General features: G+C 70.9%; 18 protein-coding genes and 1 tRNA gene. 5 read left to right on the forward strand and 14 right to left on the reverse strand.

What is annotated here, in order from left to right; translation table 11 throughout:
- Positions 1-282: 282 nt before the first annotated feature.
- Positions 283-1347 (forward strand): LacI family DNA-binding transcriptional regulator, encoded by a 1065-nt coding sequence (locus tag ACFQVC_RS14230; RefSeq protein ID WP_381830741.1) that lies wholly within the window; start codon positions 283-285, stop codon positions 1345-1347.
- A 281-nt stretch (positions 1348-1628) separates the two neighbouring features.
- On the opposite strand, the gene ACFQVC_RS14235 is transcribed toward ACFQVC_RS14230, so the two are convergent.
- The 3 genes from ACFQVC_RS14235 to ACFQVC_RS14245 all read right to left on the reverse strand — a co-directional run bounded on the left by ACFQVC_RS14235 (position 1629) and on the right by ACFQVC_RS14245 (position 3687).
- Positions 1629-1701, reverse strand: a tRNA-His gene (locus ACFQVC_RS14235).
- 163 nt (positions 1702-1864) lie between these two features.
- A complete protein-coding gene (gene orn, locus ACFQVC_RS14240; RefSeq protein ID WP_381830742.1) occupies positions 1865-2473 on the reverse strand; it encodes an oligoribonuclease in 609 nt (202 codons plus the stop codon).
- A 5-nt stretch (positions 2474-2478) separates the two neighbouring features.
- Complete coding sequence (locus tag ACFQVC_RS14245; protein ID WP_381830743.1) at positions 2479-3687, reverse strand: helix-turn-helix domain-containing protein; 1209 nt, start codon at positions 3685-3687, stop codon at positions 2479-2481.
- Positions 3688-4153: 466 nt separating this feature from the next.
- Between ACFQVC_RS14245 and ACFQVC_RS42550 the strand changes: the two genes are divergently transcribed.
- The 3 genes from ACFQVC_RS42550 to ACFQVC_RS14260 all read left to right on the forward strand — a co-directional run bounded on the left by ACFQVC_RS42550 (position 4154) and on the right by ACFQVC_RS14260 (position 6224).
- A complete protein-coding gene (locus ACFQVC_RS42550) occupies positions 4154-4288 on the forward strand; it encodes a hypothetical protein (protein ID WP_417851980.1) in 135 nt (44 codons plus the stop codon).
- Between the two features lie 599 nt (positions 4289-4887).
- Entirely contained in the window at positions 4888-5412 is a 525-nt protein-coding gene (locus ACFQVC_RS14255; RefSeq protein WP_381830744.1) for a universal stress protein, read from the forward strand.
- Positions 5413-5648: 236 nt separating this feature from the next.
- Entirely contained in the window at positions 5649-6224 is a 576-nt protein-coding gene (locus ACFQVC_RS14260; protein ID WP_381830745.1) for a GPR1/FUN34/YaaH family transporter, read from the forward strand.
- 97 nt (positions 6225-6321) lie between these two features.
- On the opposite strand, the gene glmS is transcribed toward ACFQVC_RS14260, so the two are convergent.
- The 3 genes from glmS to ACFQVC_RS14275 form a co-directional block, all read right to left on the reverse strand.
- A complete protein-coding gene (glmS, locus tag ACFQVC_RS14265; protein WP_381830746.1) occupies positions 6322-8139 on the reverse strand; it encodes a glutamine--fructose-6-phosphate transaminase (isomerizing) in 1818 nt (605 codons plus the stop codon).
- 27 nt (positions 8140-8166) lie between these two features.
- Positions 8167-8424, reverse strand: a complete 258-nt coding sequence (locus ACFQVC_RS14270) for a hypothetical protein (protein WP_381830747.1) — start codon at positions 8422-8424, stop codon at positions 8167-8169.
- Between the two features lie 96 nt (positions 8425-8520).
- Complete coding sequence (locus tag ACFQVC_RS14275) at positions 8521-9369, reverse strand: DUF4429 domain-containing protein (protein WP_381830748.1); 849 nt, start codon at positions 9367-9369, stop codon at positions 8521-8523.
- Positions 9370-9501: 132 nt separating this feature from the next.
- Between ACFQVC_RS14275 and ACFQVC_RS14280 the strand changes: the two genes are divergently transcribed.
- Positions 9502-11112, forward strand: a complete 1611-nt coding sequence (locus ACFQVC_RS14280) for a beta-N-acetylhexosaminidase (RefSeq protein ID WP_381830749.1) — start codon at positions 9502-9504, stop codon at positions 11110-11112.
- Positions 11113-11184: 72 nt separating this feature from the next.
- Here the strand turns inward: ACFQVC_RS14280 and ACFQVC_RS14285 are convergent, their stop codons facing one another.
- The 8 genes from ACFQVC_RS14285 to ACFQVC_RS14320 form a co-directional block, all read right to left on the reverse strand.
- Positions 11185-13242 (reverse strand): iron ABC transporter permease, encoded by a 2058-nt coding sequence (locus tag ACFQVC_RS14285; RefSeq protein ID WP_381830750.1) that lies wholly within the window; start codon positions 13240-13242, stop codon positions 11185-11187.
- On the reverse strand, positions 13239-14249 hold the full coding sequence (locus ACFQVC_RS14290; protein ID WP_381830751.1) for an ABC transporter substrate-binding protein: 1011 nt from the start codon (positions 14247-14249) through the stop codon (positions 13239-13241). Before ACFQVC_RS14290 ends, ACFQVC_RS14285 begins: the two co-directional genes overlap by 4 nt.
- Positions 14250-14279: 30 nt before the next feature.
- Positions 14280-15086, reverse strand: a complete 807-nt coding sequence (locus ACFQVC_RS14295; protein ID WP_381830752.1) for an ABC transporter ATP-binding protein — start codon at positions 15084-15086, stop codon at positions 14280-14282.
- A complete protein-coding gene (locus ACFQVC_RS14300) occupies positions 15086-16906 on the reverse strand; it encodes an IucA/IucC family protein (RefSeq protein WP_381830753.1) in 1821 nt (606 codons plus the stop codon). Before ACFQVC_RS14300 ends, ACFQVC_RS14295 begins: the two co-directional genes overlap by 1 nt.
- A 1110-nt stretch (positions 16907-18016) precedes the next feature.
- On the reverse strand, positions 18017-18553 hold the full coding sequence (locus ACFQVC_RS14305; protein ID WP_381830754.1) for a GNAT family N-acetyltransferase: 537 nt from the start codon (positions 18551-18553) through the stop codon (positions 18017-18019).
- Positions 18550-20313, reverse strand: coding sequence for an IucA/IucC family protein (locus ACFQVC_RS14310; RefSeq protein WP_381830755.1), 1764 nt, complete (start codon positions 20311-20313; stop codon positions 18550-18552). Before ACFQVC_RS14310 ends, ACFQVC_RS14305 begins: the two co-directional genes overlap by 4 nt.
- 80 nt (positions 20314-20393) lie before the next feature.
- The gene (locus tag ACFQVC_RS14315) at positions 20394-21782 is read right to left on the reverse strand and encodes a lysine N(6)-hydroxylase/L-ornithine N(5)-oxygenase family protein (RefSeq protein ID WP_381830756.1); all 1389 of its coding nucleotides are present in this window, start codon (positions 21780-21782) and stop codon (positions 20394-20396) included.
- The gene (locus ACFQVC_RS14320; RefSeq protein WP_381831046.1) at positions 21779-23377 is read right to left on the reverse strand and encodes a pyridoxal phosphate-dependent decarboxylase family protein; all 1599 of its coding nucleotides are present in this window, start codon (positions 23375-23377) and stop codon (positions 21779-21781) included. The genes ACFQVC_RS14315 and ACFQVC_RS14320 overlap by 4 nt, the downstream gene beginning before the upstream one ends.
- Positions 23378-23379: the final 2 nt, after the last annotated feature.

The following is a 23379-nucleotide window of genomic DNA, read 5'->3' on the forward strand; positions in this document are numbered from 1 at the left end:
ACGGTCCGATCCCATCCAACTCTTGTAACTTGCACAAGAGTTGGAGCGGTGGCGCGGGCGGGGAACGTGCGGGTTATGTATGACTCAGGTACGGTGGGAGCGCTCCCATATGTGATGTGTTGAAGGTTCGCGGCTCACTTCAGGGGTGTCAAGGCACCGGACGGCGGGAGTTCGTTCGGTTATCGGGCTGTTAGGTTCCGGTCGGCTCGCATTCAGCTCGGTGGAAGTCGATTGCGCGGACGGGCGCAGACGGAGCGCAGGCGGACGCGCAGGGAGGCAGGTATGGCAGCGCATCAGACGCAGGGCAGGGGCGGGGGACGGCCGACTCTTGAGCAGGTGGCCGCGCGTGCGGGCGTCGGCCGCGGCACGGTGTCCCGCGTGATCAACGGCTCCCCGCGGGTGAGCGAGCGCACCAGGGCGGCCGTCGAGGCGGCGGTGGCCGAGCTCGGTTATGTACCCAATACGGCGGCGCGTGCCCTGGCCGCCAACCGGACGGACGCCATCGCGCTCGTCGTGCCCGAGCCGGAGCGGCGCTTCTTCGCCGAGCCGTACTTCTCCGACATCATCCACGGCGTCGGCGTCGCCCTCGCCGAGACCGAGGTCCAGCTGCTGCTGACCTTCGCGGGCGGCGACCGGGAGCGGCAGCGGCTCGCCCAGTATCTGGCCGCGCAGCGGGTGGACGGGGTGCTCCTGGTGTCCGTGCACGCCGACGACCCGCTGCCAGAGCTGATCGACCAGCTGGCCATCCCGGCGGTGATCAGCGGCCGCCGCTCCGCCGAGGAGACGCTGACCTCGGTGGACTCCGACAACTACGGGGGCGCCCTGGCGGCCGTCGGGCACCTGGTCGAGCGCGGCAGAAGCACCATCGCGACGATCACGGGCCCGGCCGATGTCTACGGCGCGCGCCGCCGCCTGGACGGCTACCGCGACGCTCTCGAAGCCGCGGGCCACCCCGCCGACCCCGCCCTCGTGGCCCTCGGGGACTTCACGGAGGAGGGCGGCCGCCGGGCGATGGCGGAGCTGCTCGAACGGCGCCCTGACCTGGACGCGGTCTTCGCCGGCTCCGATGTGATGGCCGCGGGCGCCCGATTCGTACTGCGTGCGGCGGGCCGTCGAATACCGCAGGACGTGGCCCTCGTCGGGTACGACGACTCGGTGATCGCCCGGCATATGGAGCCGGCCCTGACGAGTGTCCGTCAGCCGATCGAGGAGATGGGCCGGCAGATGACGCGGCTGCTGTTCGCGGAGATCGAGTCCGCCGCGGAGGGCCACCCGGCGGGAGCCCGCAGGGAGTACCGCCCGCAGCTGGTGCTCCCGACGGAACTGGTGGTCCGCGATTCGTCGTGAGGGTGCGGTGTGCCCCGGCGGAGCCTGGGGGAGGGCGGGGCGGCGGGCAGAGGCGTCTGCCCGCCGCCCCGCCCGGTATGGCACCTGGGCCTGCCCGGTATGGCAACGGCGGGTGCGTCGTGGCTGGTCGCGCCGTTCCCCGCGCCCCTTTGGGGCGCTTCCTCAAGCCGCTCAGGCGATCCTGCGGCCAGATGGCCAGACCCTCCGGGAATAACGGAGATTCCTGTCCGGGTACGACCAAGGCCCGGCCTGTTGTTCCAGGCCGGGCCTTGATCCTCAAGGGTGAGTGACGGGACTTGAACCCGCGACTTCCTGGACCACAACCAGGTGCTCTACCAGCTGAGCTACACCCACCATGACCGGTCGTTTTTCCGACCGGCCGAGAAAAAGTGTACAGGGTCCGAGAGGGTGCTCGCGCCCGCCTTTTCCACGGCGCCCGGCCGACCCCTCGTCGGCGGCCGGACAGACCCTCGCCGGTGGCCGGTCAGCCCCTGGTCGGGGGCTGACCGGCCCCGGATCAGGACTGCTCGGCGGGCAGTACGTACTTCGCCGCGATCGACTTCGCGGTGTCCGAGTCCGGGCCGGGCTGCGGGACGAAGATCGCCTCGCGGTAGTAGCGGAGCTCGGCGATGGACTCGCGGATGTCCGCGAGCGCACGGTGGTTGCCGTTCTTCTCCGGGCTGTTGAAGTACGCCCGCGGGTACCAGCGCCGGGACAGCTCCTTGATGGAGGAGACATCCACGATGCGGTAGTGCATGTAGTCCTCAAGGGTCGGCATGTCCCGCAGGAGGAAGCCGCGGTCGGTGCCGACCGAGTTTCCGCACAGCGGGGCCTTGCCGGGCTCCTTGACGTGCTCACGCACATAGGCGAGAACCTGCTCCTCGGCGTCGGCGAGCGTCGTGCCGCTCGCCAGCTCGTCGAGGAGGCCCGAGGAGGTGTGCATCGTGCGCACCACCTCGGGCATGGTCTCCAGGGCCGCGTCCGGGGGGCGGATCACGATGTCCACCCCTTCTCCGAGCACGTTCAGCTCCGAGTCGGTGACCAGTGCGGCCACCTCGATAAGTGCGTCGTCCGTCAGCGAGAGCCCGGTCATCTCGCAGTCGATCCACACCATGCGATCGTTCATGCGTCTCAGCCTACGGGGCGTTCCCGCTGGCCGGGGAGCGTCGCGCGGGCGGAGGCGTACAGATCGGAGCTGTGCCTGACGGGTTCCGTCGAGGCCGAGGCGCCCGGCAGGCCGAGCGAGGTGGCCGCGGCGGTACGCCGGGTCTGTGCGGGCAGCGGTCCCGGGCCCTCCACCACTTCGACGGGCTTCTCGCTCTGCGGCCTGCGGGCGCGGTAGGCGGCCCGGTAGGCAGCGGGTGAGGAACCCAGCTGGCGGCGGAAGTGGCCGCGCAGGGCGACCGGTGAGCGGAAGCCGCAGCGCCCCGCGACCTCGTCGACGGAGTAGTCGGAGGTCTCCAGGAGGCGTTGCGCCTGCAGGACTCGTTGGGTGATGAGCCACTGCAGGGGTGCGCTGCCGGTGAGCGAGCGGAACCTGCGGTCGAAGGTCCGTCGGCTCATATAGGCGCGCGCGGCCAGGGTTTCCACGTCGAACTGCTCGTGGAGATGCTCCAGGGCCCAGGCGACGACCTCGGCGAGCGGGTCGGCGCCGATCTCTTCAGGTAAAGACCTGTCGAGGTAGCGCTCCTGGCCGCCGCTGCGCCGGGGCGGTACGACGAGCCTGCGGGCCAACGCCCCGGCCGCCTCTGCCCCGTGGTCGGTGCGCACGATGTGCAGGCACAGATCGATCCCCGCGGCGGTCCCCGCGGAGGTGAGCACATCGCCGTCGTCCACGAAGAGTTCACGCGGATCGACGTGAACGGACGGATAGCGCTTGGCGAGTGTGGGCGCGTACATCCAATGGGTCGTGGCGGGGCGTCCGTCGAGCAGCCCGGCGGCCGCGAGTACGAATGCTCCGGTGCACAACCCGACGATGCGGGCGCCCTCTTCATGTGCTCGGCGCAGTGCGTCGAGCGCGTCTTCCGGTGGCGGCGAGGTGATCGACCGCCAGGCCGGTACGACAACCGTTCCTGCCCGCGCTATGGCCTCCAGGCCGTAGGGCGCGGTGAGTTCGAGTCCCCCGGTGGTGCGCAGCGGGCCTTCCTCGCCCGCGCACACGAGAAGTCGGTAGCGCGGTACCCCGGCGTCCTGTCGGTCGACGCCGAAAACGGAGAGTGGAATGGAACTCTCGAAGATGGGCCCGCCGCTGAACAACAGCACGGCGACGATTTCCCTGCGGCGGCGTCCGGAGAGCTTGCGTACTACGCCCTCCGGTGCGGCTGCGGAGTCGTGGCTCACGGTGCTAAGCCCCCCTCGGTGGTCGCGGCGCCCCTCACTTGTCGGGCCTGTCGCTCCTGCACACTGCTTCTAGACGTCACAGTCCCTCGGTCCTGCACGATCCCCCGCCCAGACGGTCATGATCGAATCTACTGTGTCCCGTAGTGCTCTCGTGACCAGTTCAGCACCGGGCACAATGTCGACATGGCAACGTGGCGTGAAGCATTCGATCACGAAGCGTTGCACTCGGGGGCGTTCCTTGGAAGTGCGCCTCCGACCGGTGGCCGGTCCCCGTAGGGTGCAAGCGCCTTCTGCGACCCTTTCAGTGCTGGTGAAACGGGGGTTGAGAACCGCCTTGAGCGGCGACCGGCCACCCGGCCGACTTTGGCTGAAAAGAGTTGGGTGCGCGAGGCTTATTCAAGTCAGCCCCGAGGGGGAGTCAGGCGGAGTGGCGGCCGCCGCGGTGGGTGCCCGTTCCGGTCCGGCCGTGTCTTCCACGGTGCGCGCAGTCCTGTTCCGCGAGCAAACGCGCCGCGCCGCGCTCGGACTGACGGAGCAGCACCCGGCAGACCCCGGTGACGGCGGCGAGACCGAGGGCCGCGCCGGCGGCGCCGCCCAGTGAAGTGCCGTACACGACAAGGACCACAGGCACCAGAACGCAACTGAACGCGGCCCAGCCGACCACATCGCCGACCGCGTGCCCCGGGGAGTGCGAGACCGGCGCCGACGGCGCGGCCGGCGGCCGCGGGCGCTGTGGGGGGCGGGAGCGTTGGGCGGGTGCCCGCCGGCGCCCGTGCGTGCCTTCCGGCGGGCGCCGCGAGGCGTGGTCGGACGTGGGCGCGGTCACGGTCGGATGCCTTGGCACGGATGCTCCCTGTGGCTGTGGCGTCACCGTCTCAACGCATGGTGAAGCGGCCAGGTCACTGGCGTAGCGGAGGCAGTCACCCGGGCCTGGCATACCTCGCTGAAGTGCGGGTAACGGCAGCAGGGCAGAAGCCTGTACGGGGCAGCGACCGTTGCCATACGGGGCGCGCTCGTGCATGCTCCCGGGGAACGCTGCGGGAACCCGCTGCGGGACCTGGGCAGGAGAGGAGTGTCGCCGTACCCTTGGGGGTATGGGATTGGGAAGATGATTCCCGGACACAGCTCCATGCCGTGCGCCACTCCTGCCCGAGAAAAGTCGCCCCTCGTCACCCGAGGACTTCCTTCAGCCGAGACACGATGGCCGGTCACGAATTCCCCGAACCCGCGGACCGCAAGCGGCAGGTCGCCGATCCGACGGCGACGCCCCGTGCGGAGGCAGAGCCGCGTCACTCCTGTGATCCAGCGTTCAAGCACGGAGTGGTCGTCGGCTTCGACGGCTCGACCTCCAGCGAGCGTGCTCTCGCGTATGCGATCGGCATGGCGAGTCGCTCCGGCTCGGGCCTGATCATCGTCCATGTCGCCAACCGGCTTCCCACCACGGTGTGGGCGGGCTGTGAGCCGCCGGTCTTCGTCGACGTACCCGATCACCGCACGGAAGTGCTCGGACTCGAACTCGCCTGTGCGGAGTATCTGGCCGAGGTGCCCTGGATCCTGGTCGAGCGAGGCGGCGACATCTGCCATGAGCTCGAAGAGGTCGGCCGGGAGTACGAGGCGGACGCGATCGTCGTCGGCTCCACGCACGGCCTTGTCGGCCGGATCTTCGGGTCGGTGGCGGGCCGTCTTGCGCGACGGGCTCAGCGACCGGTGATCGTCATTCCGTAGGCAGAGCCGCGTGCCTCTCCTGTGCGTGCCGCCGTTCCGCGCACCGCAGATCGCCCTTCGGGCTCGCCCTCCCTTGCCGTATGGGCTTTAAGCGCAGGTGAGTTGGGGTGACCGCGATGTCAACTCCGGTTTGACGGTCGACAAATCTACTCGCGCGTAGAGGTGGGTTGTGCCCTTGTGAAGGGTACATAAGCCACGCAGCACAACTGCACAACTGCACATGAAGGGAGCCCGCCGTGGACAACGACGTCTCTGCGGGGAGTACCACCTCATCTCCTGGTCAGCTCGGTCATCTCGCGCTCGGACTCACCCTGTTGGCCTTCGGTATCGGCCACACCGAAGTGGTCGACGGCGTGACGGCCGCGGACGCCGTCTCGATCGCCACCTTCGTCGGCGGGGTCACCCTCTTCGTCGCCGGACTCCTCGCCTTCCGCGACCGTGACACGTTCACCGGTACGGCCTGTGCGGGTCTCGGCGCCTTCTGGTTCACCTGGGGTACGGCCGAAGCGGAAGTCTCCGCGCAGGCCGCGGGCCTCTTCATGCTGCTCTTCGCCGTGCTCGCGCTGAGTCTGACCCTCGGGGCGGCCGGCGGCGGACTGCTCGCGCAGGGCACGTACGCGCTGCTGTTCGTCTCTCTGCTGCTGCTCGCCGTCGCGCGCTTCGGTGACGCCGAGGGCCTGGCCAAGGTGGGCGGCTGGTTCGCCGTCGCCGCCGGCGCCGCGGCCTGGTACGGCGCCACGGCCGCGCTCGCCAAGTGGCCCACGGCGATGCCCCGTCGAGCTGCCGGCCGGGGGGTGACGGCCACCGGCTGAGGCAGCCGCGAAGGCCGGGGTAATGGGCGACCCCGGCCAACCGAAGAACGACCCCCTGTGTGCTTGGTGGCACGCACAGGGGGTCGTTCTGTTCCTGTCATTCCACAGTGACCGACTTGGCCAGGTTGCGCGGCTTGTCGATGTCCCGGCCGAGCGCCAACGCCGTGTGGTAGGCGAGGAGTTGGAGCGGGATGCCCATGAGGATCGGGTCCAGCTCGGTCTCGTTCTTCGGTACGAGGATGGTGTGGTCGGCCTTCTCCTGCTCCTGGTGCGCGACCGCGAGGATGCGGCCGCTGCGGGCCTTGATCTCCTCGAGGGCGGCGCGGTTCTTCTCCAGGAGGTCGTCGTCGGGGACGATCGCGACCGTGGGCAGCGCGGGCTCGATCAGGGCGAGCGGGCCGTGCTTCAACTCCGATGCGGGGTACGCCTCGGCGTGGATGTACGAGATCTCCTTGAGCTTGAGCGAGGCCTCGAGGGCGACCGGGTAGCCGCGTACCCGGCCGATGAACATCATCGACTTGGCCTCGGCGTACTGGTCGGCGAGCTTCTTGATCTCGGCCTCGGACTCGAGGATCTCGGAGATCTGCTCGGGCAGCTTGCGCAGGCCCTCGATGATCCGCTTGCCGTCGGAGACCGACAGGTCGCGGATGCGGCCCAGGTGCAGGGCGAGCAGCGCGAAGGCGACCACCGTGTTGGTGAAGCACTTGGTGGAGACGACGCAGACCTCGGGCCCGGCGTGGACGTACACACCGCCGTCGGCCTCGCGGGCGATGGCCGAGCCGACCACGTTCACGACGCCGAGGACGCGGGCGCCCTTGCGCTTGAGCTCCTGCACGGCGGCGAGCACGTCGTAGGTCTCACCGGACTGCGAGACCGCGATGTAGAGGGTGTCGGGGTCGACGACCGGGTTGCGGTAGCGGAACTCGGAGGCGGGCTCGGCGTCCGCGGGAATCCGGGCGAGCGACTCGATCAGGCCCGCGCCGATCAGACCCGCGTGGTAGCTCGTACCGCAGCCCAGGATCTTGATACGGCGGATGGTGCGGGCCTCGCGGGCGTCCAGGTTCAGGCCGCCGAGGTGCACGGTGGAGAAGCGGTCGTCGATGCGGCCGCGCAGGACGCGGTCCACGGCGTCCGGCTGCTCGCTGATCTCCTTGTGCATATACGTGTCGTGGCCGCCCATGTCGTACGACTCGGCCTCCCACTCCACGGTGGTGGGGCTGGCGGTCGTGCGGGTGCCGGACGTCGTGTACGTACGGAAGTCATCGGCCTTGATCGTGGCCATCTCGCCGTCGTCGAGGGTGACGACCTGGCGGGTGTGCGAGACGAGGGCGGCGACGTCGGAGGCGACGAACATCTCCTTCTCGCCGATGCCGAGGACGACCGGGGAGCCGTTGCGGGCCACGACGATGCGGTCGGGGAAGTCGGCGTGCAGGACGGCGACGCCGTAGGTGCCCTCGATCAGCTTCAGCGCCTGGCGGACCTTCTCCTCCAGGGTGTCCGCGTCGGAGCGGGCGATGAGGTGGGTGAGGACCTCGGTGTCCGTCTCGGAGAGGAACTCCACGCCGTCGGCGGTGAGCTTGGCGCGCAGGTCGGAGGCGTTGTCGATGATGCCGTTGTGGACGACGGCGACCTTGCCCTCGGCGTCCAGGTGGGGGTGCGCGTTCTCGTCGGAGGGGGCGCCGTGGGTGGCCCAGCGGGTGTGGGCGATGCCCGTCGTGCCGGCGAAGCGCTTGGGGACGCGGGCCTCCAGGTCACGGACCCGGCCCTTGGCCTTGACCATCTTCAGGCCGCTGGCCTTCGGGCTGGTGACGACGACGCCGGCCGAGTCGTAGCCGCGGTACTCCAGGCGCTGGAGGCCTTCGAGGAGAAGGGGGGCTACGTCACGTTTGCCGATGTATCCGACGATTCCGCACATGTGGGTTGGGTTCCCCTGTCTGTTTCTCTAGCCGTAGACGATGCGGCGCAGCTGCCTCAGTGAGAGCTCGGGCGGCGCGACCGCGCGGTAGCGCAGATCCGTGGAGATCTGCTCGAAGATCGCCGCGTTCACCAGGCCCTGACTCTGGAGTTCGCGGTGGCGGCGACGGACGAAGTCCTCGGTCGTCTCGTCGAAGTAGGCGAGGACGTCTTGGATCACGCGCAGCGCTTCGCCCCGCTGGAGCGGGGTGCTGTGGGTGAGATGGTCGATCAGGTCCTCGTGCACCTGGTTGATCCTGGGGGATCGCAGGGGCGTACGCAAGAATCCTGCCCGGATTCGGGCAGGGTCGTGTCCTTTTCGCTGCTCGCCCGGCCCGCCCGGTCACATGCGCTTCAGGACCGCCTGCTTGGCCGTGGTGAACTCTTCGTCTGTCAGTACGCCGGATTTATGTAGTTCGCCCAGTTCTCGGAGGCGGCGCAGGAGGGTGTCGTGGTCTTCGGAGGGGTGGGCCGGTGCGGCGGGGAGTTCTTTTGACGGGTGGGGGAGGCGGGCCTGGACCGCCGCGGCGACCAGGGCCATCAAGGGGTCCTTCTTGAAGCCGAACAGATCGATCGCGTTCGGGTCGTACTTGGGCGGCGCCTTCGTCAGGGCGTTCTTCACGGTGAAGCGGAGGTAGCCGTTCTCCAGGCCCGCCGACGGCTGCCACTCCACACCCTCGATGTCCCCGAGATCGAGGGTGCGGGTACCGGCCGCCGACTTGGCCTCCTCCGTGTTCCACTTCCACTCCAGACGGACCGTCTCGCCGTCGAAGCTCGCCGTGCCGTCGCCCGCCGTCACCGACAGCGGCACGGACGGTCCCGGCAGCAGATACGCCTCGCAGCCGGTGCTCGGCACCTGTTCCAGGAGGAGGGCGTTGCGCACCTCGTCCACCAGGTACTCCGCCACTCCGTACCGGTCCGACTCCACCGTCAGCTGGTAGGGGTCGGCGGCGTCCACGAGCTTGCCGCCCGCGATCTGCAGCAGGGGGTCGGCGCCGGCCCGCAGGCGCAGCCGGAGCCGGCCGGACTTCTTGCCCTGCTCGAACGAGATGCCCGCCAACGCGGCCAGCGGCAGCGCGAGTTCACCCAGGGTCTTGCGCAGGAGGCTCACGCTCTTGTCGCGTCCCGGCACGATCCGCAGCGTGTCGCCGTCGAAGGTCCAGGTCCCGTCGCGCTGGAGGATTTCCGCCATAGGCAGGATTCTGGCACCCGCCGTGGCGATGAGTGGTCTACACCTTGACCCCTGCAGGGCCGCGCGGTACCCATGAGGACCGTTCTTGCCCACAGTTGCGCAGCCCTGTCGAAGGGACCGCTTGTGTCACGTGTGAGATCGCACAGAACCAGTACGCGCCTGTTCGGCGCGCTGTTGCTCGTCGCGGCCGCCGGGTTCGCGTCCGTCGCCGCCGCACCGCAGGACACGGCACGGCCCACCACCACCCCGCTCGGCCAGGTGGTCCCGGCACCCCTCGCGGTGACACCGGGCGGATCCGGGTACGAGATCACGGCCAAGACCAAGATCCGTGTCGACGGGGGCAATCCGGAGGAGCGCCGGGCCGCCGAGTACCTCGCCCGGATCCTGCGCCCGTCCACCGGCTACAAGCTGCCCGTCACCGACCGTGCGGGCAGCGACGGGATCCGGCTGCGCATCAGTGCCGAGCCGGAGAACAAGGTCCTCGGCAACGAGGGCTACCGGCTCGTCTCCGGGCGCGGTTCGCTGCTCATCACCTCCTGGTCGGGAACCGGGATCTTCAACGGCGTCCAGACGCTGCGGCAGCAACTGCCGCCGGGTGTGGAGAAGCGCACCCGGCAGGCAGGGCCGTGGAAGGTCGCGGGCGGCACGATCAAGGACACCCCGCGCTACACCCACCGCGGCGCCATGCTCGATGTGTCGCGGCACTTCTTCACCGTCGACCAAGTGAAGCGCTACGTCGACCAGATGGCGATGTACAAGATCAACAAGCTGCATCTGCATCTGAGCGACGACCAGGGCTGGCGTATCGCCATCGACTCCTGGCCCCGGCTCGCGACCTACGGCGGTTCCACCCAGGTGGGCGGCGGACCCGGCGGCTACTACACGAAGGAGCAGTACAAGGAGATCGTCGCCTACGCCGGTGAGCGCAACCTGGAGGTCATCCCCGAGATAGACATGCCGGGGCACACCAACTCCGCGCTCGCCTCGTACGCCGACCTCAACTGCAACGGCGTCGCGCCGCCGCTCTACACCGGTACCGAGGTCGGCTTCAGCTCCCTGTGCGTGCCGAAGGAGATCACGTACGACTTCGTGGACGACGTGGTGCGGGAGATCGCCGAGCTCACGCCGGGGCGGTACATCCACATCGGCGGCGACGAGGCGCACTCCACCAGCCACGAGGACTACGTGAAGTTCATGGACCGGGTGCAGCCGGTCGTCGCCAAGTACGGGAAGACCGTGATCGGCTGGCATCAGCTGACCGGGGCCCACCCGGCGAAGGGCGCCGTCGCGCAGTACTGGGGTTACGACAAGACCTCGCAGGCGGAGCGCGACCAGGTCGTGAACGCCGCGAAGAACGGCACCAAGCTCATCCTGTCCCCGGCCGACCGGGCGTACCTCGACATGAAGTACCACCCGCAGACGCCGCTCGGTCTCGCCTGGGCGGGATACGTCGAGGTGGACCGGGCCTACGACTGGGATCCGGGCAGCTATCTGGCCGGGGCGCCCGCGGACTCCGTGCTCGGGGTCGAGGCACCGCTGTGGTCGGAGACGATCTCCACGAGCAAGCACATCGAGTTCATGGCGTTCCCGAGGCTTCCGGGGATCGCCGAGCTCGGGTGGTCGCCCGCGTCCGCGCACGACTGGAACGCGTACAAGGTGCGGCTCGCCCAGCAGGGGCCCCGCTGGGACGCCCTGGGCATGGACTACTACAAGTCGGCCAAGGTGCCCTGGCCGAACGGGTAGCGGGAGCGAGCGGAGCCGTCGGGCGCCCGTTCTGGAGGACCGGAGCGGGCGCCCTTCCGTCTCTGTCGCGGACTACTTGCCGCGTCTCAACTGCCAGACGAAATACGGCGTTCCGATCAGGGCCGCCAGGAGGCCCGAGGGGATCTCAGCCGGGGCGATCGCGACCCGTCCGACCACGTCGGCCGTCACCATCAGGGCCGCGCCCAGGACCGCCGCCGTGGGCAGCAGCCGGTGGGTGCGGGAGCCGGTGAGCATCCGGGCGGCGTGCGGGGCGACCAGGCCGATGAAGGCGACCGTGCCCACCACGGCCACCGCACAGGCGGCCAGGGCCACCGCCAGGACCAGGACCGCGAGCCGGGTGCGCTCCAGGGGGACACCGAGGGTGCGCGGGGTGTCCTCACCGAGGGCCAGAAGGTCCATACGGCGGAAGGAGAGCACCAGGAGCGGGATGCCGATGACGGTGACGGCCGCCAGGAGCGACAGATCCGTGCTGTCGCGCGCGTACGTCGAGCCCGACAGCCAGGTCAGGGCCTGCGCCACCTGGAAACGGGCGCCCGCCACCAGGTAGTTGGTGGCCGCTGTCGTCAGCGCGAAGCAGCCGATGCCGACCAGGACCAGGCGTTCGGGGGCCACCGAGCCGCCCCGCCGGGACAGGCCGTAGGTCAGTGCGAAGGCCGCGGTGCCGCCGAGCAGGGCCGCGACCGGCAGCATCGCGTACGGCACCGCGGGCAGGGCCACCAGGATCAGGGCGGCGCCGAAGCCCGCGCCGCCGCTGACGCCCATCACCGTGAGGTCGGCGAGCGGATTGCGCGAGACGGTCTGGACGATGCCGCCGGCCACCGCGAGCAGGGCTCCCGCCAGGGCCGCCACCAGGAGGCGCGGCAGCCGGTACTCCAGGACCACCGGGCCGAGCAGCTCGTCGCCGCCGCCGGTGAGGATCTGCGGGATCTGCGACCACGGTACGGAGATGTCTCCGAGCACCAGGCCCGCGTAGAGCAGGGCGCACAGCAGTGCTGTGGTCACGGCCAGGACGCGGGGGAGTCCCAGGCGGCGGCGCTGGGGGGCCAACACCGTTCCCGGCGCGGCCGGTTCGGGCGGCAGGCGGCGGGCGAGCCAGAGGAAGACGGGGGCGCCGAAGAGGGCGGTGACGACGCCCGCGGGCACCTCGTTGCCGGTGGGCGAGGTGATCCGGGCGAGCAGATCCGCGGCGAGGAGCAGCGTCGCGCCCCACAGCATCGCCGCGGGAAGCAGCACCGCGTGCTTGCGGACGCCGGCGAAGCGGACCAGGTGCGGGGCGGCCAGGCCGATGAAGCCGATCGGTCCGGTCACCGAGACCGCGATGGCCGCGAGGAAGACCGAGAGCAGGACCGCGTACAGGCGCATGCGGCCCACGTTGATGCCGAGGCCGCGGGCCGTCTCGTCGCCCGTGCCGAGGATGTCGAGGGTGCGGGCGAGCAGCAGTCCGCCCGCCAGACCGGCGCCGAGCAGCGGCAGTACGGCCAGGGAGCGGCCGCTGTCCGCCACCGCGAGTGAGCCGTGGCCCCAGAAGAAGACCGCTCCCGTCTCCTCCTGGAAGAGCATCACGAGGACCGCGGTGATGCTCGACAGGGCGAGGGTCACCGAGACACCCGCGAGGACCAGGTGCGCGGGGCGGCCGCGGGAGCCGCCCGCGACGGTGTGCACCAGGGCGGCCGCGAGGAGTCCGCCGATGAACGCCACGCCGCCGCGCGGCAGATCGCCGAGGGAGAGACCGGTGATCGCGGAGACCGCGACCGCCAGATACGCGCCGGCCGTCACACCGAGGGTGTCGGGGGCGGCGAGCGGATTGCGCACCGAGGACTGCAGGAGCGCCCCGGAGAGGGCGAACGCGGCGCCCGCGACCAGGCCCGCGAGGGTGCGGGGGAGGCGTCCGCCGAGCAGTACGGAGCGCGCGTCGGCGTCGCCGGAGCCGAACAGCAGCCGTACGAGATCGAGCAGGCCCGTGTCGCTGCGGCCGTGGCCGAGGTGGAGCGCGGTCACCAGGAGCAGGGCCAGGGCGCCGCCGATGACGACCGCGGCCGGGCCGGCGGCAACGCGGACGCGCTGCTTCCGGCCCGGTGCGGACAGTTCCGTAGGAGCAGTGTCGATCATGAAGTGAGGGCTGCCGCGATCTCGTCGGCGGCCTGGGCGGTGGAGAACGGGCCGCCGAAGAACCAGGTGCCCGGGTCCAGGGCGTGCACCCGGTCCTTCTTCACGAAGTCCAGGTTCTTCCACAGGGCGTTCTTCGGCAGGGACTTGGCGAAGACGTCGTCGTTCTTGGCGGCGACGTAGGCGAGGCTGGACTTCTCGACCGGCTTGAGGCCCTCGACGTCCACCTTGCTCATGCCGTACGCGTCCGCCTTGCCGTTCCAGCCGTTCTTCAGGCCGAGCTTGGGCAGCAGGGCGCCGGGGATGGTGGACTGGGTGAGGATCTCCACGGTGGCGGCGCCGTCGGTGGTGTAGCCACGGGCGACGGTGACCTTCTCGCCGTCCTTCTTGCCGTCGGCGAGCTTCTGCTTCGCTCCGTCGATCTTGCCGTCGAGGTCCTTGAGCGCCTTGTCGGCCGCGGCCTCCTTGCCGGTGGCGGTGCCGATCGTCTTGAGCGTCGTCCGCATCTCCTCGAACTCGCTCTTCGTGGCGTACGGGTCGAACATCAGCGTCGGCGCGATCTCGCTCAGCTGCTTGTAGTTGGCCTCGGAGCGGATCTTCGACGTGATGATCAGGTCGGGCTTGAGCGCCTTGATCGACTCAAGGCTGGGCGCCTGCCGGGTGCCGACGTCCTTCGTGGCCTTCGCGAACCGCGGCCCTGCGGTGACCCACTGGTTGTACTGCTTGATGTCCGCGACACCGGTGGGCTGCACACCGAGCGCGAGCAGGTCCTCGGCGTACGTCCACTCCAGGGCGACGACCTTCTTCGCGGGCCCGGCCAGCTTCTGCTCGCCCTTGATGTCCTTGACGGTGATGGAGCCGTTCTTGGCGCCCGCGCCCGCGGCGGAGCCGCCGTCGGATCCAGTCTTCTTGCCGTCGCCGCCGCCCGCCTGGTCGCCGGCCGAACCGCAGGCGGTGGCGGTGAGGGCGAGCGCGGCGACGGTGGCCAGGGTGGTGAGGGTTCTGCGCATGAGGGTTCCTTGGTTCTTGAGGTGAGCGGATTACGAAGCCGCAGGCGCGGGCTCGCGCCACGTCGGCAGACAGGTGGGGACACCTGTGTGGGGGTCTTTGGTGACGGTCGTCTCGATGCCGAAGGCCGTACGCAGGGTGTCCTCGGTCATCACCTCGGCGGGTGTGCCCGTGGCCACGATCCGGCCGCCGGCGAGCACGGCCATCGCGTCGGAGAACGCCGCGGCCTGGTTCAGCTCGTGCAGGACCACCGCGACGGTGATGCCGTGCTCGTCCGCGAGGCGCCGTACCAGGCGCAGCACTTCGATCTGGTAGCGGATGTCGAGGAACGTCGTCGGCTCGTCGAGCAGCAGCAGACCGGTGCGCTGCGCGAGCGCCATCGCGATCCAGGCGCGCTGCCGCTCACCGCCGGAGAGCTGGTCGAGGGGACGGTCGGCCAGGGCGTGCAGCGTGGTCGCGTCCAGCGCCCAGCTGATGGCCTCGCGGTCCTCGTCGCTGGTGGAGCGGGCCAGGACGCCCTGGTGCGGATGGCGTCCGTAGGCCACCAGTTCCTGCACGGTGACACCCGCCGGGATCAGCGGTGACTGCGTCAGGAAGCTGAGCTTGCGGGCGAGTTCCCGTGGTCTGTAGGTCTCCAGGGCGCGGCCGTCGAGCACGATCGCCCCCGCCTGCGGGGTGTGCAGGCGGGCCAGGGCGCGCAGGAGCGTGGACTTGCCGGAGCCGTTGGGGCCGACCAGGGCGGTGACCTCGCCCGGGGTGAGGGCGAGGTCGATGTCCTCGGCGACCGGCGCTCCGCCGTGGCCGAGGGTGAGCCCCGACGCGCTGATCTCGATGCTCATCAGCCGCGCTCCGCCAGTGGGTTGGGGACGGTGCCGTTGGGGCGCAGGGCGTGCCGCAGCGCGCGGTCGACGTACTTGGTGACGACCAGGCGGTCCGTGTTGAACGGGTAGCGCGGGAAGTCGTCGGCCAGCATGTCGAACTCGGCGAAGCGGTCCGCCTTCTCGGGGAAACGCTTGTGGTACGCGACCACGGCGTCCCGCACCAGCTGCCAGAACTTGGCGTCCGGTACGCCGAGTTGGGCGGCGGCGAGCGGGGCGAGGTAGCGGAAGTGGCCGAGCAGGAGCTGGTCGACGACGTGCTGACGGATGACCACCGGGTTCTTGCGGGGCAGCACGTGGTCGTAGCCGTCCGGCTCCGGGCCGCGCTCGGGCACCGGGGTGTGCGAGACGGAGACGTCGTCCACGAAGTCCTTGAGGAACAGGCGCTGCGGCACGTCGTTCTCGTCGTAGCCGATCAGGGTGTTCTGGCCGTGCGGGTTGAACGTGATGCCGTACGTGTACATCACGTGCAGCACCGGGTGCAGGACCGTCTCGAAGAGGTGGCGCAGCCAGTCCTCGCCCGACAGGCCGGAGGAGCGGGCGAGTTCGGCCGCGAACGACGTGCCGTGCTCGTCGACGTGGAGCAGCGAGGCGAAGGTCCGCACCCGCTCGTTGTCGTCCTTGCGCGAGGACACCGAGTCGCGCCAGATGCAGCCGAGCGCCTCCAGGTGCTGGTACGGCATCTCCGGGACACGGTCCAGGTAGGGGTGGCGCACCGTGACCGAGGCGATCTCGCCGAGGAAGACCGTGCGCAGGTCCTCGCGGAGCACCGGGTCCTTGTCGAGCAGACCGGTCAGCCACTGGGTGGTGACGGGGGCGCCCTGGGTGCAGTGCGGCGGGATACCGCGCCAGATGAGGGTGTTGACGATCTTCAGCGGAAGCTTGACGTCGTAGCGGCCGCGCTCCGCCATGTTGGTCATGGTGCGCACGGACTGCTGCGGCAGGTAGCCGTCCTTCGACTCGCCGAGCGGGATGATCCGCTTCTGCGCGACCTCGCCCGCGTACAGGACCTGCACCGCGTGGTCCCACTGCCAGGGGTGCACGGGCATCCACACGTACGCGTCCGGGTCGCCGCCCTGGCGCTCGATCACCGCGCGGAAGGCCGCCCGGGTCTCGCCGTCCAGCTCATGGGCGAGCACCGACTCCTCGCTCAGCTGCGAGGTGCCGCGGAACTCGGCGAGACCCCGGTGCACGGCGATCCACTGCAGCGGCACCAACTGCTGCGACTCGGGCGCGTAGGCCCGTACGTCGCTCGCGGAGAAGCCGATCCGGCCCTTGTTGGCCGCCAGGGTGGGGTGGCCCGTCATATGGCACTCCAGCTCGGCGTGGCCGAGCTCGCGCAGCTCGGCCGCGCTCGCGCCGCCGTGCTCGATCCGGGCGGCGTCCACGGAGAGCGTGGAGGACAGCTCCGTGAGGTAGAGGCCGAGGGTCGGGGCGTCCGTGCCGATGGTGTCCGCGCAGTCCACCAGGAACTGCTGCGCGTCCCAGGCCGGGGTGGCTATCTCGTTGCCGAGCAGGCCCGCGGCACCGCGTGTGACGGAGCCGTCCTCGGCGGAGACCTGCCAGCCGCCGAGCGCACCCCGGGTCGCGCTGAAGACGTAGGAGACACCGCTGTTCAGGTCGATCCGGTAGCGGCCGTCCTCGCCGGGCAGCGGCTCAGGCTTGATCAGTTCCTCGAACGCGAACTCCGACAGCGTCTTCGCGAGCAGCCGGCGATTCGCCTCGCGCCAGGACTCCGGCGAGACGTCGTGGAGTTCGGGGACGGGGTGAGCGGAGCTCATGGGGTGTGGGCCTTTCGTTCGGGGTGAGCAGGACGAGCACGTTGAGGAGGGCGGCGCCCGCGAGCAGGGGAGCGGTGAGGTCGGTCTTGGCGGTGAACGTGGCGAGCAGGGGCGCGAGCAGCAGGCCCGCGGTCTGTGCGGTGGCGATCAGGCTGTACGCCTGGCTGTCGCCGCACACGCTGAGGTTTCTGTGGTCCAGGGCCACTTGGCTCAGGCCGAGGCCGGCGCCGAAGAGGGCCCTGGCGAGGCCCAGTTGAGTGGTCTCGGGGGTGGCCGCCTGCCAGAGGAGGCCCGCGGCGGCGAGGCCGAGGGAGACGGGGAGAAGCGCGCCGCCCAGGGCTCTGCGGGCCACTCGTGCCGCGGGCAGCACGGCGAGCACCGCCAGGTGGGGGAGCAGGAACAGTACGGCTGACGTCGCGGTCGAGGCGCCGCCCGCCGTCGCGTACTCCGTGAAGTACGGGCGTACGGCGTACACGGCCGTCACATAGACCAAGGTGAACGCGGCGAGGGGGACAAGGCTCGACGCCCTGGTCGTCGCCCCCTGCGCTGCCGGCCGTGCCGACGTCTCGCCCCGTGCGGTACGCCTGCCCACCACGGTGATGACGGCCAGCAACGCCAGCTCCGACACGGCGAGGAGAGGCAGCGCCAGGCGCGGGTCCGGGACCGTCACCACCACCATGCCGAGCAGGGTCGCCGCCACCGAGGCCGCGTGCAGGACCGCCACGTACTGCAGGACTCCCGGGAACAGGCCTTCCTTGTGGCTGCGGGCGATCGACGGATAGGCGAGCAGCACCACCGCCTTCGCCGCGATCAGCAGCACGGAGAGCGTCGTGAACACCGCGAACGACGGGGCGAGCGCAAGCGACGCGGCGAGCAGGACCGCCGCTCCCTGCCCCGCGGTCACCAGGCGCGACAGGGAGAAGCGGCGGCCTGCGCGGCCCCACAGCGGCAGGGACACGATGGCCGCCAGCTGGCAGACCATCAGGAACATGCCGGTGGCCGACAGGTCCTCCACCCCGTACACCGAACGGAACAGCTTCGGGTAGAACGGGGCGAGGGCCGACTGCGTGGCCATGTGGAGGCCCGCCGCGCACAGCAGTACCCCGCGGTTCACGCGCTGCGCTCGCGGACCATGAACGCGGCGCGCTTGTCGGGCAGATCGAGTTCGCGGGTCTTGCGGAACCCGGCCCGCTCGAAGGCGCGTACCGAACGCACATTGCGCACATCGGGCTCGGCCACCACGCGCTCCGCGTACGGCTGTACGGACAGCTGCCAGTCGGAGACCGCGCGCAGCAGCCGGGCGCCGAGGCCGCGGCCACGGGACTCGGCGGGCCCGAGGAGCAGATGGACGCCGGCGTCCCGCGGCTTGGCCGCGTAGTGGGCGGCCAGCGGGTCGAGGTCGGCGCGGTACAGCTCCCAGTAGCTCATCGGCGTCCCGTCGATGCAGCCGAGGAACGGCGTGGAGTGCGCGCTGCCGCGCTGCTCGCGCAGATACGCCTCGATCTGCTGCTCCGGTAGCGGCATCTCCCAGAAGCGCGCCACCTCGGGGTCGTTCATCCAGGCGTGTACGACGGCCAGGTCACCGACCGGGTCCACCGCACGCAGCGTGAACAGGCCCTCGTCGAGCTTGGTGATCTCGGTGCTCATCGGCTCGCTCCGGCAAGGGGGTTGGCGAGGTCGACGTAGACCGACTGGGCTTCGAGCGGGCCCGTCAGCTCGTCCATGCCCTGGACGCGCGTGAGCAGATTGGCCTTGCAGCGCAGGGTGGGCGCGGTGCGCAGGGTGGTGGCCAGGAGGAGCCGGTCGCCGTGCTCGGCGGCCAGTTTGGCGAGGGTCTCGTCGGCGCGGCGCAGCAGGGCACGTTCGTCGGCGAGGCCCTGGGAGCCGAGGGCGCCGACCATGCCGAGCATGTTGTTGATGCCGACGTAGTAGGCGAGGCGTTCGTCGATGACCTCGTCGTCGACGTAGGTGCCCAGGTCGCGGCCCACGTCGGGGACCCAGCCGTAGAGCGCGGTGGAGCGGGTGGGGGAGAAGTAGTAGCCCTGGTTGTCGCGGTAGCGGCCGCCGACGGGCCAGCCATCGTCGTCGAGGACGACCAGCGTGTTCTGCTGATGCGCTTCGAGGCCGAGGCCGTAGGTCGCGTAGAGCCACAGGACCGGCGTGACGACGGTGTCGAGGTAGCGGGTGAACCACTCGTCGGCGATATCGGCCACGGTGCGTCCGGTGCGCTCGGCGAGCGCGGTGATCACGCCGGCGAGCTGGGACGCGGTGCCCGGCTGCGCCGGGTCCAGGTCGGGGCGCGGGGCGACAAGTCCCGCCGCGCACAGGGCGCGTATGGGTTCCGGGCCGTCCACGGAGGTGCCGCTCTCCCGGAAGGGGTTGTCGCGCACCACGACGTCCAGGCCCGTCGGGCCGCCGTCGGTGCCGAGGGCGTCCACGGCGATCCACGCCGGGTCGCGCACGATGTCGAAGCCCGGGTGCGCGGCGCGCAGCGCGTCGCCGAGGCCCGCCGACAGGAGGCGGTCGATGGCGGTGCCGCGCTCCAGCTCGACGCGCATGTTCTCGCGGCGCGAGTTGGTGATGCGCAGACCGAGCGAGAACTTGAGCATCACCGGGGCGTCGGCGCGGTAGACGGTGCGCACGGACGAGGTCGGCGACCACGGTGCGCCCGCGGGGCCGAGGTCGTGCAGCAGCCCCGCGTCGAGCAGTTCGCGCACCGCGGGACGGCTGACGATGTCCTTGGCCTGCCAGGGGTGTGCGGGCACGAGCACCGTGCCGTCCGGTGCCTGTACGTCGTCACCGGCGAGTTCGGCCATCAGCCCCTGGGCCGTACGTCCGGGAAGCGCCGAGTCCGCGCTGACCACGGACGGGTCGGCGGCGAACCAGTGCAGGGCGAAGGAGCCGCGCAACTCCGGTGAGTACGCGCGCAGTTCGGCCTCGGTCAGGCCCTCGCGGCTCTTCGGGGTGGGGTGCAGCGGATGGCCGGTGACCAGGGCCTGCTCGGCGGCGAGGAAGGGAGTGGTGCCCTCGGGGTCCGCGGGGTGCTCGGCGCGGTGCCGTACGAAGTCCGCGGTGCGGCGGGTGGAGTCGGCGACACGGGCCGTCAGATCGGCCACCGCCGCCGGGTCCGCCGCTGCCGTCTCGACGGCGATCAGGGCCGCGAGCGCGGGGGCGGCGAGCGGGGTGCCGGTGCCGGCGAGCCGGGCGGGCCCGAAGCGGTGCCAGCCGACCGGCGACCAGTAGTGCACCGGTGCCTCGACGCTGACGCCCGACGCGGGCAGGGCCACCTTCAGGACGGCGTCGGCCGGTTCGGGCACCGCGGTCTCACGGATCCAGCAGCGCAGCAGGTTCTCGGTGGCGGCGGCATCGGCGGCGGTGTCTGCGGGAGCCGGCGGCGAGCTGCTCATGACGTTCTCTTTCTGTATGCGACCGGTCTGACGACCGCGGGGGCGACTGGTCGGACGGTCAGGAATAACTTAGGTAAGGCTTACTTTGTGTGCAAGCCCTGGAAGTGGCCCACATGGGGCGAGGGGGTCGAAGCGCCCGCGAGGCCGAACGTGGTGAAAGCGGTCCTTTCCGGCAGCGGATAAGCGTCGCCCCCGGTCAGGGAGTTGAGGATCACCGCGGAGCGCCAGGCGGCCAGACCCAGGTCGGGGGCGCCGACTCCATGCGTATGGCGCTCCGCGTTCTGCACGAACACCGAGCCGCCGACCTTCTCGTCCAGGACGAGGCGGTAGCGCTCGTCGATGTCGGGGCGGCCGGAGCCGTCCCGGTCCAGATGCGGAAGGAGCGGCCCGAGCAGTCCGTCCACGGGGCGCTCCGCGTATCCGGTCGCGGACACCACGGCGTCCGTCAACAGGTGCCCTGACACCCGCTGTTCGGAATGGCTGAGGCCGAGCTGGATCCGGCCGCCCGCACGCACCGCGGACTCCACGGCCACGCCCGGGGTCAGCTGGGCGTCGGGCCAGCCGCCGTCCAGGGTGCGCAGATACAGCTCGTCGTGGATCTCGCCGAGGGTGTCTCCGCTCACTCCCTTGTGCAGCTGCCACTGCCGGGGAAGCAGCTGGTCGCGTACCGGCTCGGACAGGCCGTGGAAGTAGCGCGTGTAGTCCGGGGTGAACTGTTCGAGGCCCAGCTTGCTGTACTCCATGGGCGCGAACGCCGCCGTACGGGCCAGCCAGGTCAGGCCCTCGCGGCCCTGCGGACGCTGCCGGAGCAGATCGAGGAAGACCTCGGCGCCCGACTGGCCCGAGCCGACCACCGTGACATGGTCGGCCCGCAGCAACTCCTCGCGCCTGCCCAGGTATTCGGCCGAGTGCCACACCGGGGCGGAAGGGTCGTCGGCCAGGGCGCGCAGCGGCTCGGGGACGCTGGGCGCGGTGCCCACGCCGAGGGCGAGATGGCGGGCGAAGTAGCGGCCCACGCCCTCCGCGCCGCCGTCCTCGTCGAGGCGCGTGAAGCCCACCTCGAAGGCGCCGCGCCCCTCGTCCCAGCGCACGGTGTCCACCTGGTGCCCGAACCGGCAGGACGACAGCTGTCCGCTGACCCAGCGGCAGTACGCGTCGTACTCGGCGCGCTGGATGTGGAACCGCTCCGCGAAGTAGAACGGGAAGAGCCGCTCACGGGTCTTGATGTAGTTCAGGAACGACCACGGGCTGGTCGGCTCCACCAGGCTCACCAGGTCGGCCAGGAACGGCACTTGGAGCGTGGCGCCCTCGATCAGCAGGCCCGGGTGCCAGTGGAAGGCGGTGCGCTGTTCCAGGAACGCGGTCCGAAGGCCCGGCACGCCGTCGGCGAGCGCGGCGAGCGAGAGGTTGAAGGGCCCGATCCCCACCCCGAGGAGGTCGAGGGTCTCTTCTTCGGTCGCTGTGGTCACGGGGTGTCTCCCTCGGTGCGGTGTTCGGTTGCGCGGTCCTCGGCGCGGTGCTCGACGTGGTGCTCTGCCCGGCTCTCGGCGCGGTTCTCGGCGCGGTGCTCTGCCCGGCTCTCGGCCCGGTCATCGGCGCGGTGTTCGGTCGCGCAGTCGGCGACCAGCTTGAGCAGCCCCGACAGGTCCGCGGCGCGCGTCCTCGGGTGCAGGAGCGTGGCCTTGAGCCACAGCTTCCTGCGGCCGTCGGCGTCCTCGGCGAGCGCCCGGCCGACGACCGCGCGGCCCTCGTCGAGCAGTCGCCTGCGTACCTCCGCGACCAAGGCGTCACCGGCGTCGGCCGAGGCGTCACCGGCGTCGGCCGAGGTGTCCGCGGAGAGCCGGTCGGCCGCGACCGGCCGGAACAGCACCGTGCTGATGCCCACCTCGCCGGGGCGGGCCCGCAGCTCCGGATGGGCGTCCACGGCGGCCGCGAACTCCTCGGCCGTGCGCACACAGTGCTCGACCATGTCGCCGAGGCCACGGCGGCCGAGCGCGCGCAGGGTGACGGCGATCTTCAGCGCGTCGGGGCGGCGCGAGGTACGGATGGAGCGGCCGAGCCAGTCCGGCAGCCCGGCCTCGGTGTCGTCGTCCGCGTTCAAGTAGTCGGCCTGGAAGGACAGATGGGCCACATCATCCGCGTCCCGGACGGCGAGCACACCCGCCGCCACCGGCTGCCAGCCCAGCTTGTGCAGATCGAACGTGACGGTCACGGCCCGCTCGATACCGGCGAGCCGCGGCGCGAGAGGGTCACTGAACAGCAGCGGCCCGCCGTACGCGGCATCCACATGCAGTTCGGCGCCGTGCCGCGCCGCCACGTCGGCGAGCTCGGGCAGCGGGTCGATCAGGCCCTCGTCCGTGGTGCCCGCGGTGGCGACCACGAGCACCGGGGCGCCCGCGTACTCGCCGAGCACCCGGTCGAGCGACTCGGGCAGCATGCGGCCCGCGCGGCACTCCACGGCGGCGGGCGTGGGCAGGCCGAGCATCCAGGCGGCCCGCTGCACACTGTGGTGCGCGTTGGTGCCGCACACCACCTGCACCGTGCGCGCTCCGGCCGCTCTGGCCCGCTCGCGCGCCAGCAGCAGCGCCACCAGGTTGGACTCGGTGCCGCCGCTGGTGATCAGCGCGTCGGGCGTCACGTCAGGCCCTGCATAGACGAGTTGCGCGAGGGCGTCGGTCACCTCGGCCTCGATGATGCCCGCCGCCGGTGCCTGGTCCCAGGAGTCCATGGACGGATTCAGGGCCGAGGCCGCGAGGTCGGCGGCGGCGGCGACCGCGAGCGGCGGGCAGTGCAGATGTGCCACGCAGTGCGGGTCGGAGGGGTCGGCGGCGCCCTTGGCCACGACGCGGACGATCTCGCGCAGGGCCTCATCGGCTCCGCTGCCGTGCTCGGGAAGCATCGGCGTGCAGCCGGCCCGCACCTCGGCGGTCACGGCGTCAGGGCCTCCGGCGGGCAGCGGGCCGCCCCGCTCCACGGCGCCCTCGGCCAGCGCGTCGAGCACCGTCGACGTCAACTTCCGCAGGGCGGCGGGGCCTTGGGTGCCCCCGGCGACGTAATGCTCCATCG

Source organism: Streptomyces monticola (assembly GCF_042665355.1).
GTDB lineage: Bacteria > Actinomycetota > Actinomycetes > Streptomycetales > Streptomycetaceae > Streptomyces > Streptomyces monticola.

Excerpts from the sequence above, each read along its gene's own strand:
- ACFQVC_RS14230 (WP_381830741.1), top strand. The coding sequence starts at position 283 with ATGGCAGCGCATCAGACGCAGGGCAGGGGCGGGGGACGGCCGACTCTT.
- orn (WP_381830742.1), bottom strand. The coding sequence starts at position 2,473 with ATGAACGATCGCATGGTGTGGATCGACTGCGAGATGACCGGGCTCTCG.
- ACFQVC_RS14255 (WP_381830744.1), top strand. The coding sequence starts at position 4,888 with ATGGCCGGTCACGAATTCCCCGAACCCGCGGACCGCAAGCGGCAGGTC.
- glmS (WP_381830746.1), bottom strand. The coding sequence starts at position 8,139 with ATGTGCGGAATCGTCGGATACATCGGCAAACGTGACGTAGCCCCCCTT.
- ACFQVC_RS14275 (WP_381830748.1), bottom strand. The coding sequence starts at position 9,369 with ATGGCGGAAATCCTCCAGCGCGACGGGACCTGGACCTTCGACGGCGAC.
- ACFQVC_RS14285 (WP_381830750.1), bottom strand. The coding sequence starts at position 13,242 with ATGATCGACACTGCTCCTACGGAACTGTCCGCACCGGGCCGGAAGCAG.
- ACFQVC_RS14290 (WP_381830751.1), bottom strand. The coding sequence starts at position 14,249 with ATGCGCAGAACCCTCACCACCCTGGCCACCGTCGCCGCGCTCGCCCTC.
- ACFQVC_RS14295 (WP_381830752.1), bottom strand. The coding sequence starts at position 15,086 with ATGAGCATCGAGATCAGCGCGTCGGGGCTCACCCTCGGCCACGGCGGA.
- ACFQVC_RS14300 (WP_381830753.1), bottom strand. The coding sequence starts at position 16,906 with ATGAGCTCCGCTCACCCCGTCCCCGAACTCCACGACGTCTCGCCGGAG.
- ACFQVC_RS14305 (WP_381830754.1), bottom strand. The coding sequence starts at position 18,553 with ATGAGCACCGAGATCACCAAGCTCGACGAGGGCCTGTTCACGCTGCGT.
- ACFQVC_RS14310 (WP_381830755.1), bottom strand. The coding sequence starts at position 20,313 with ATGAGCAGCTCGCCGCCGGCTCCCGCAGACACCGCCGCCGATGCCGCC.
- ACFQVC_RS14320 (WP_381831046.1), bottom strand. The coding sequence starts at position 23,377 with ATGGAGCATTACGTCGCCGGGGGCACCCAAGGCCCCGCCGCCCTGCGG.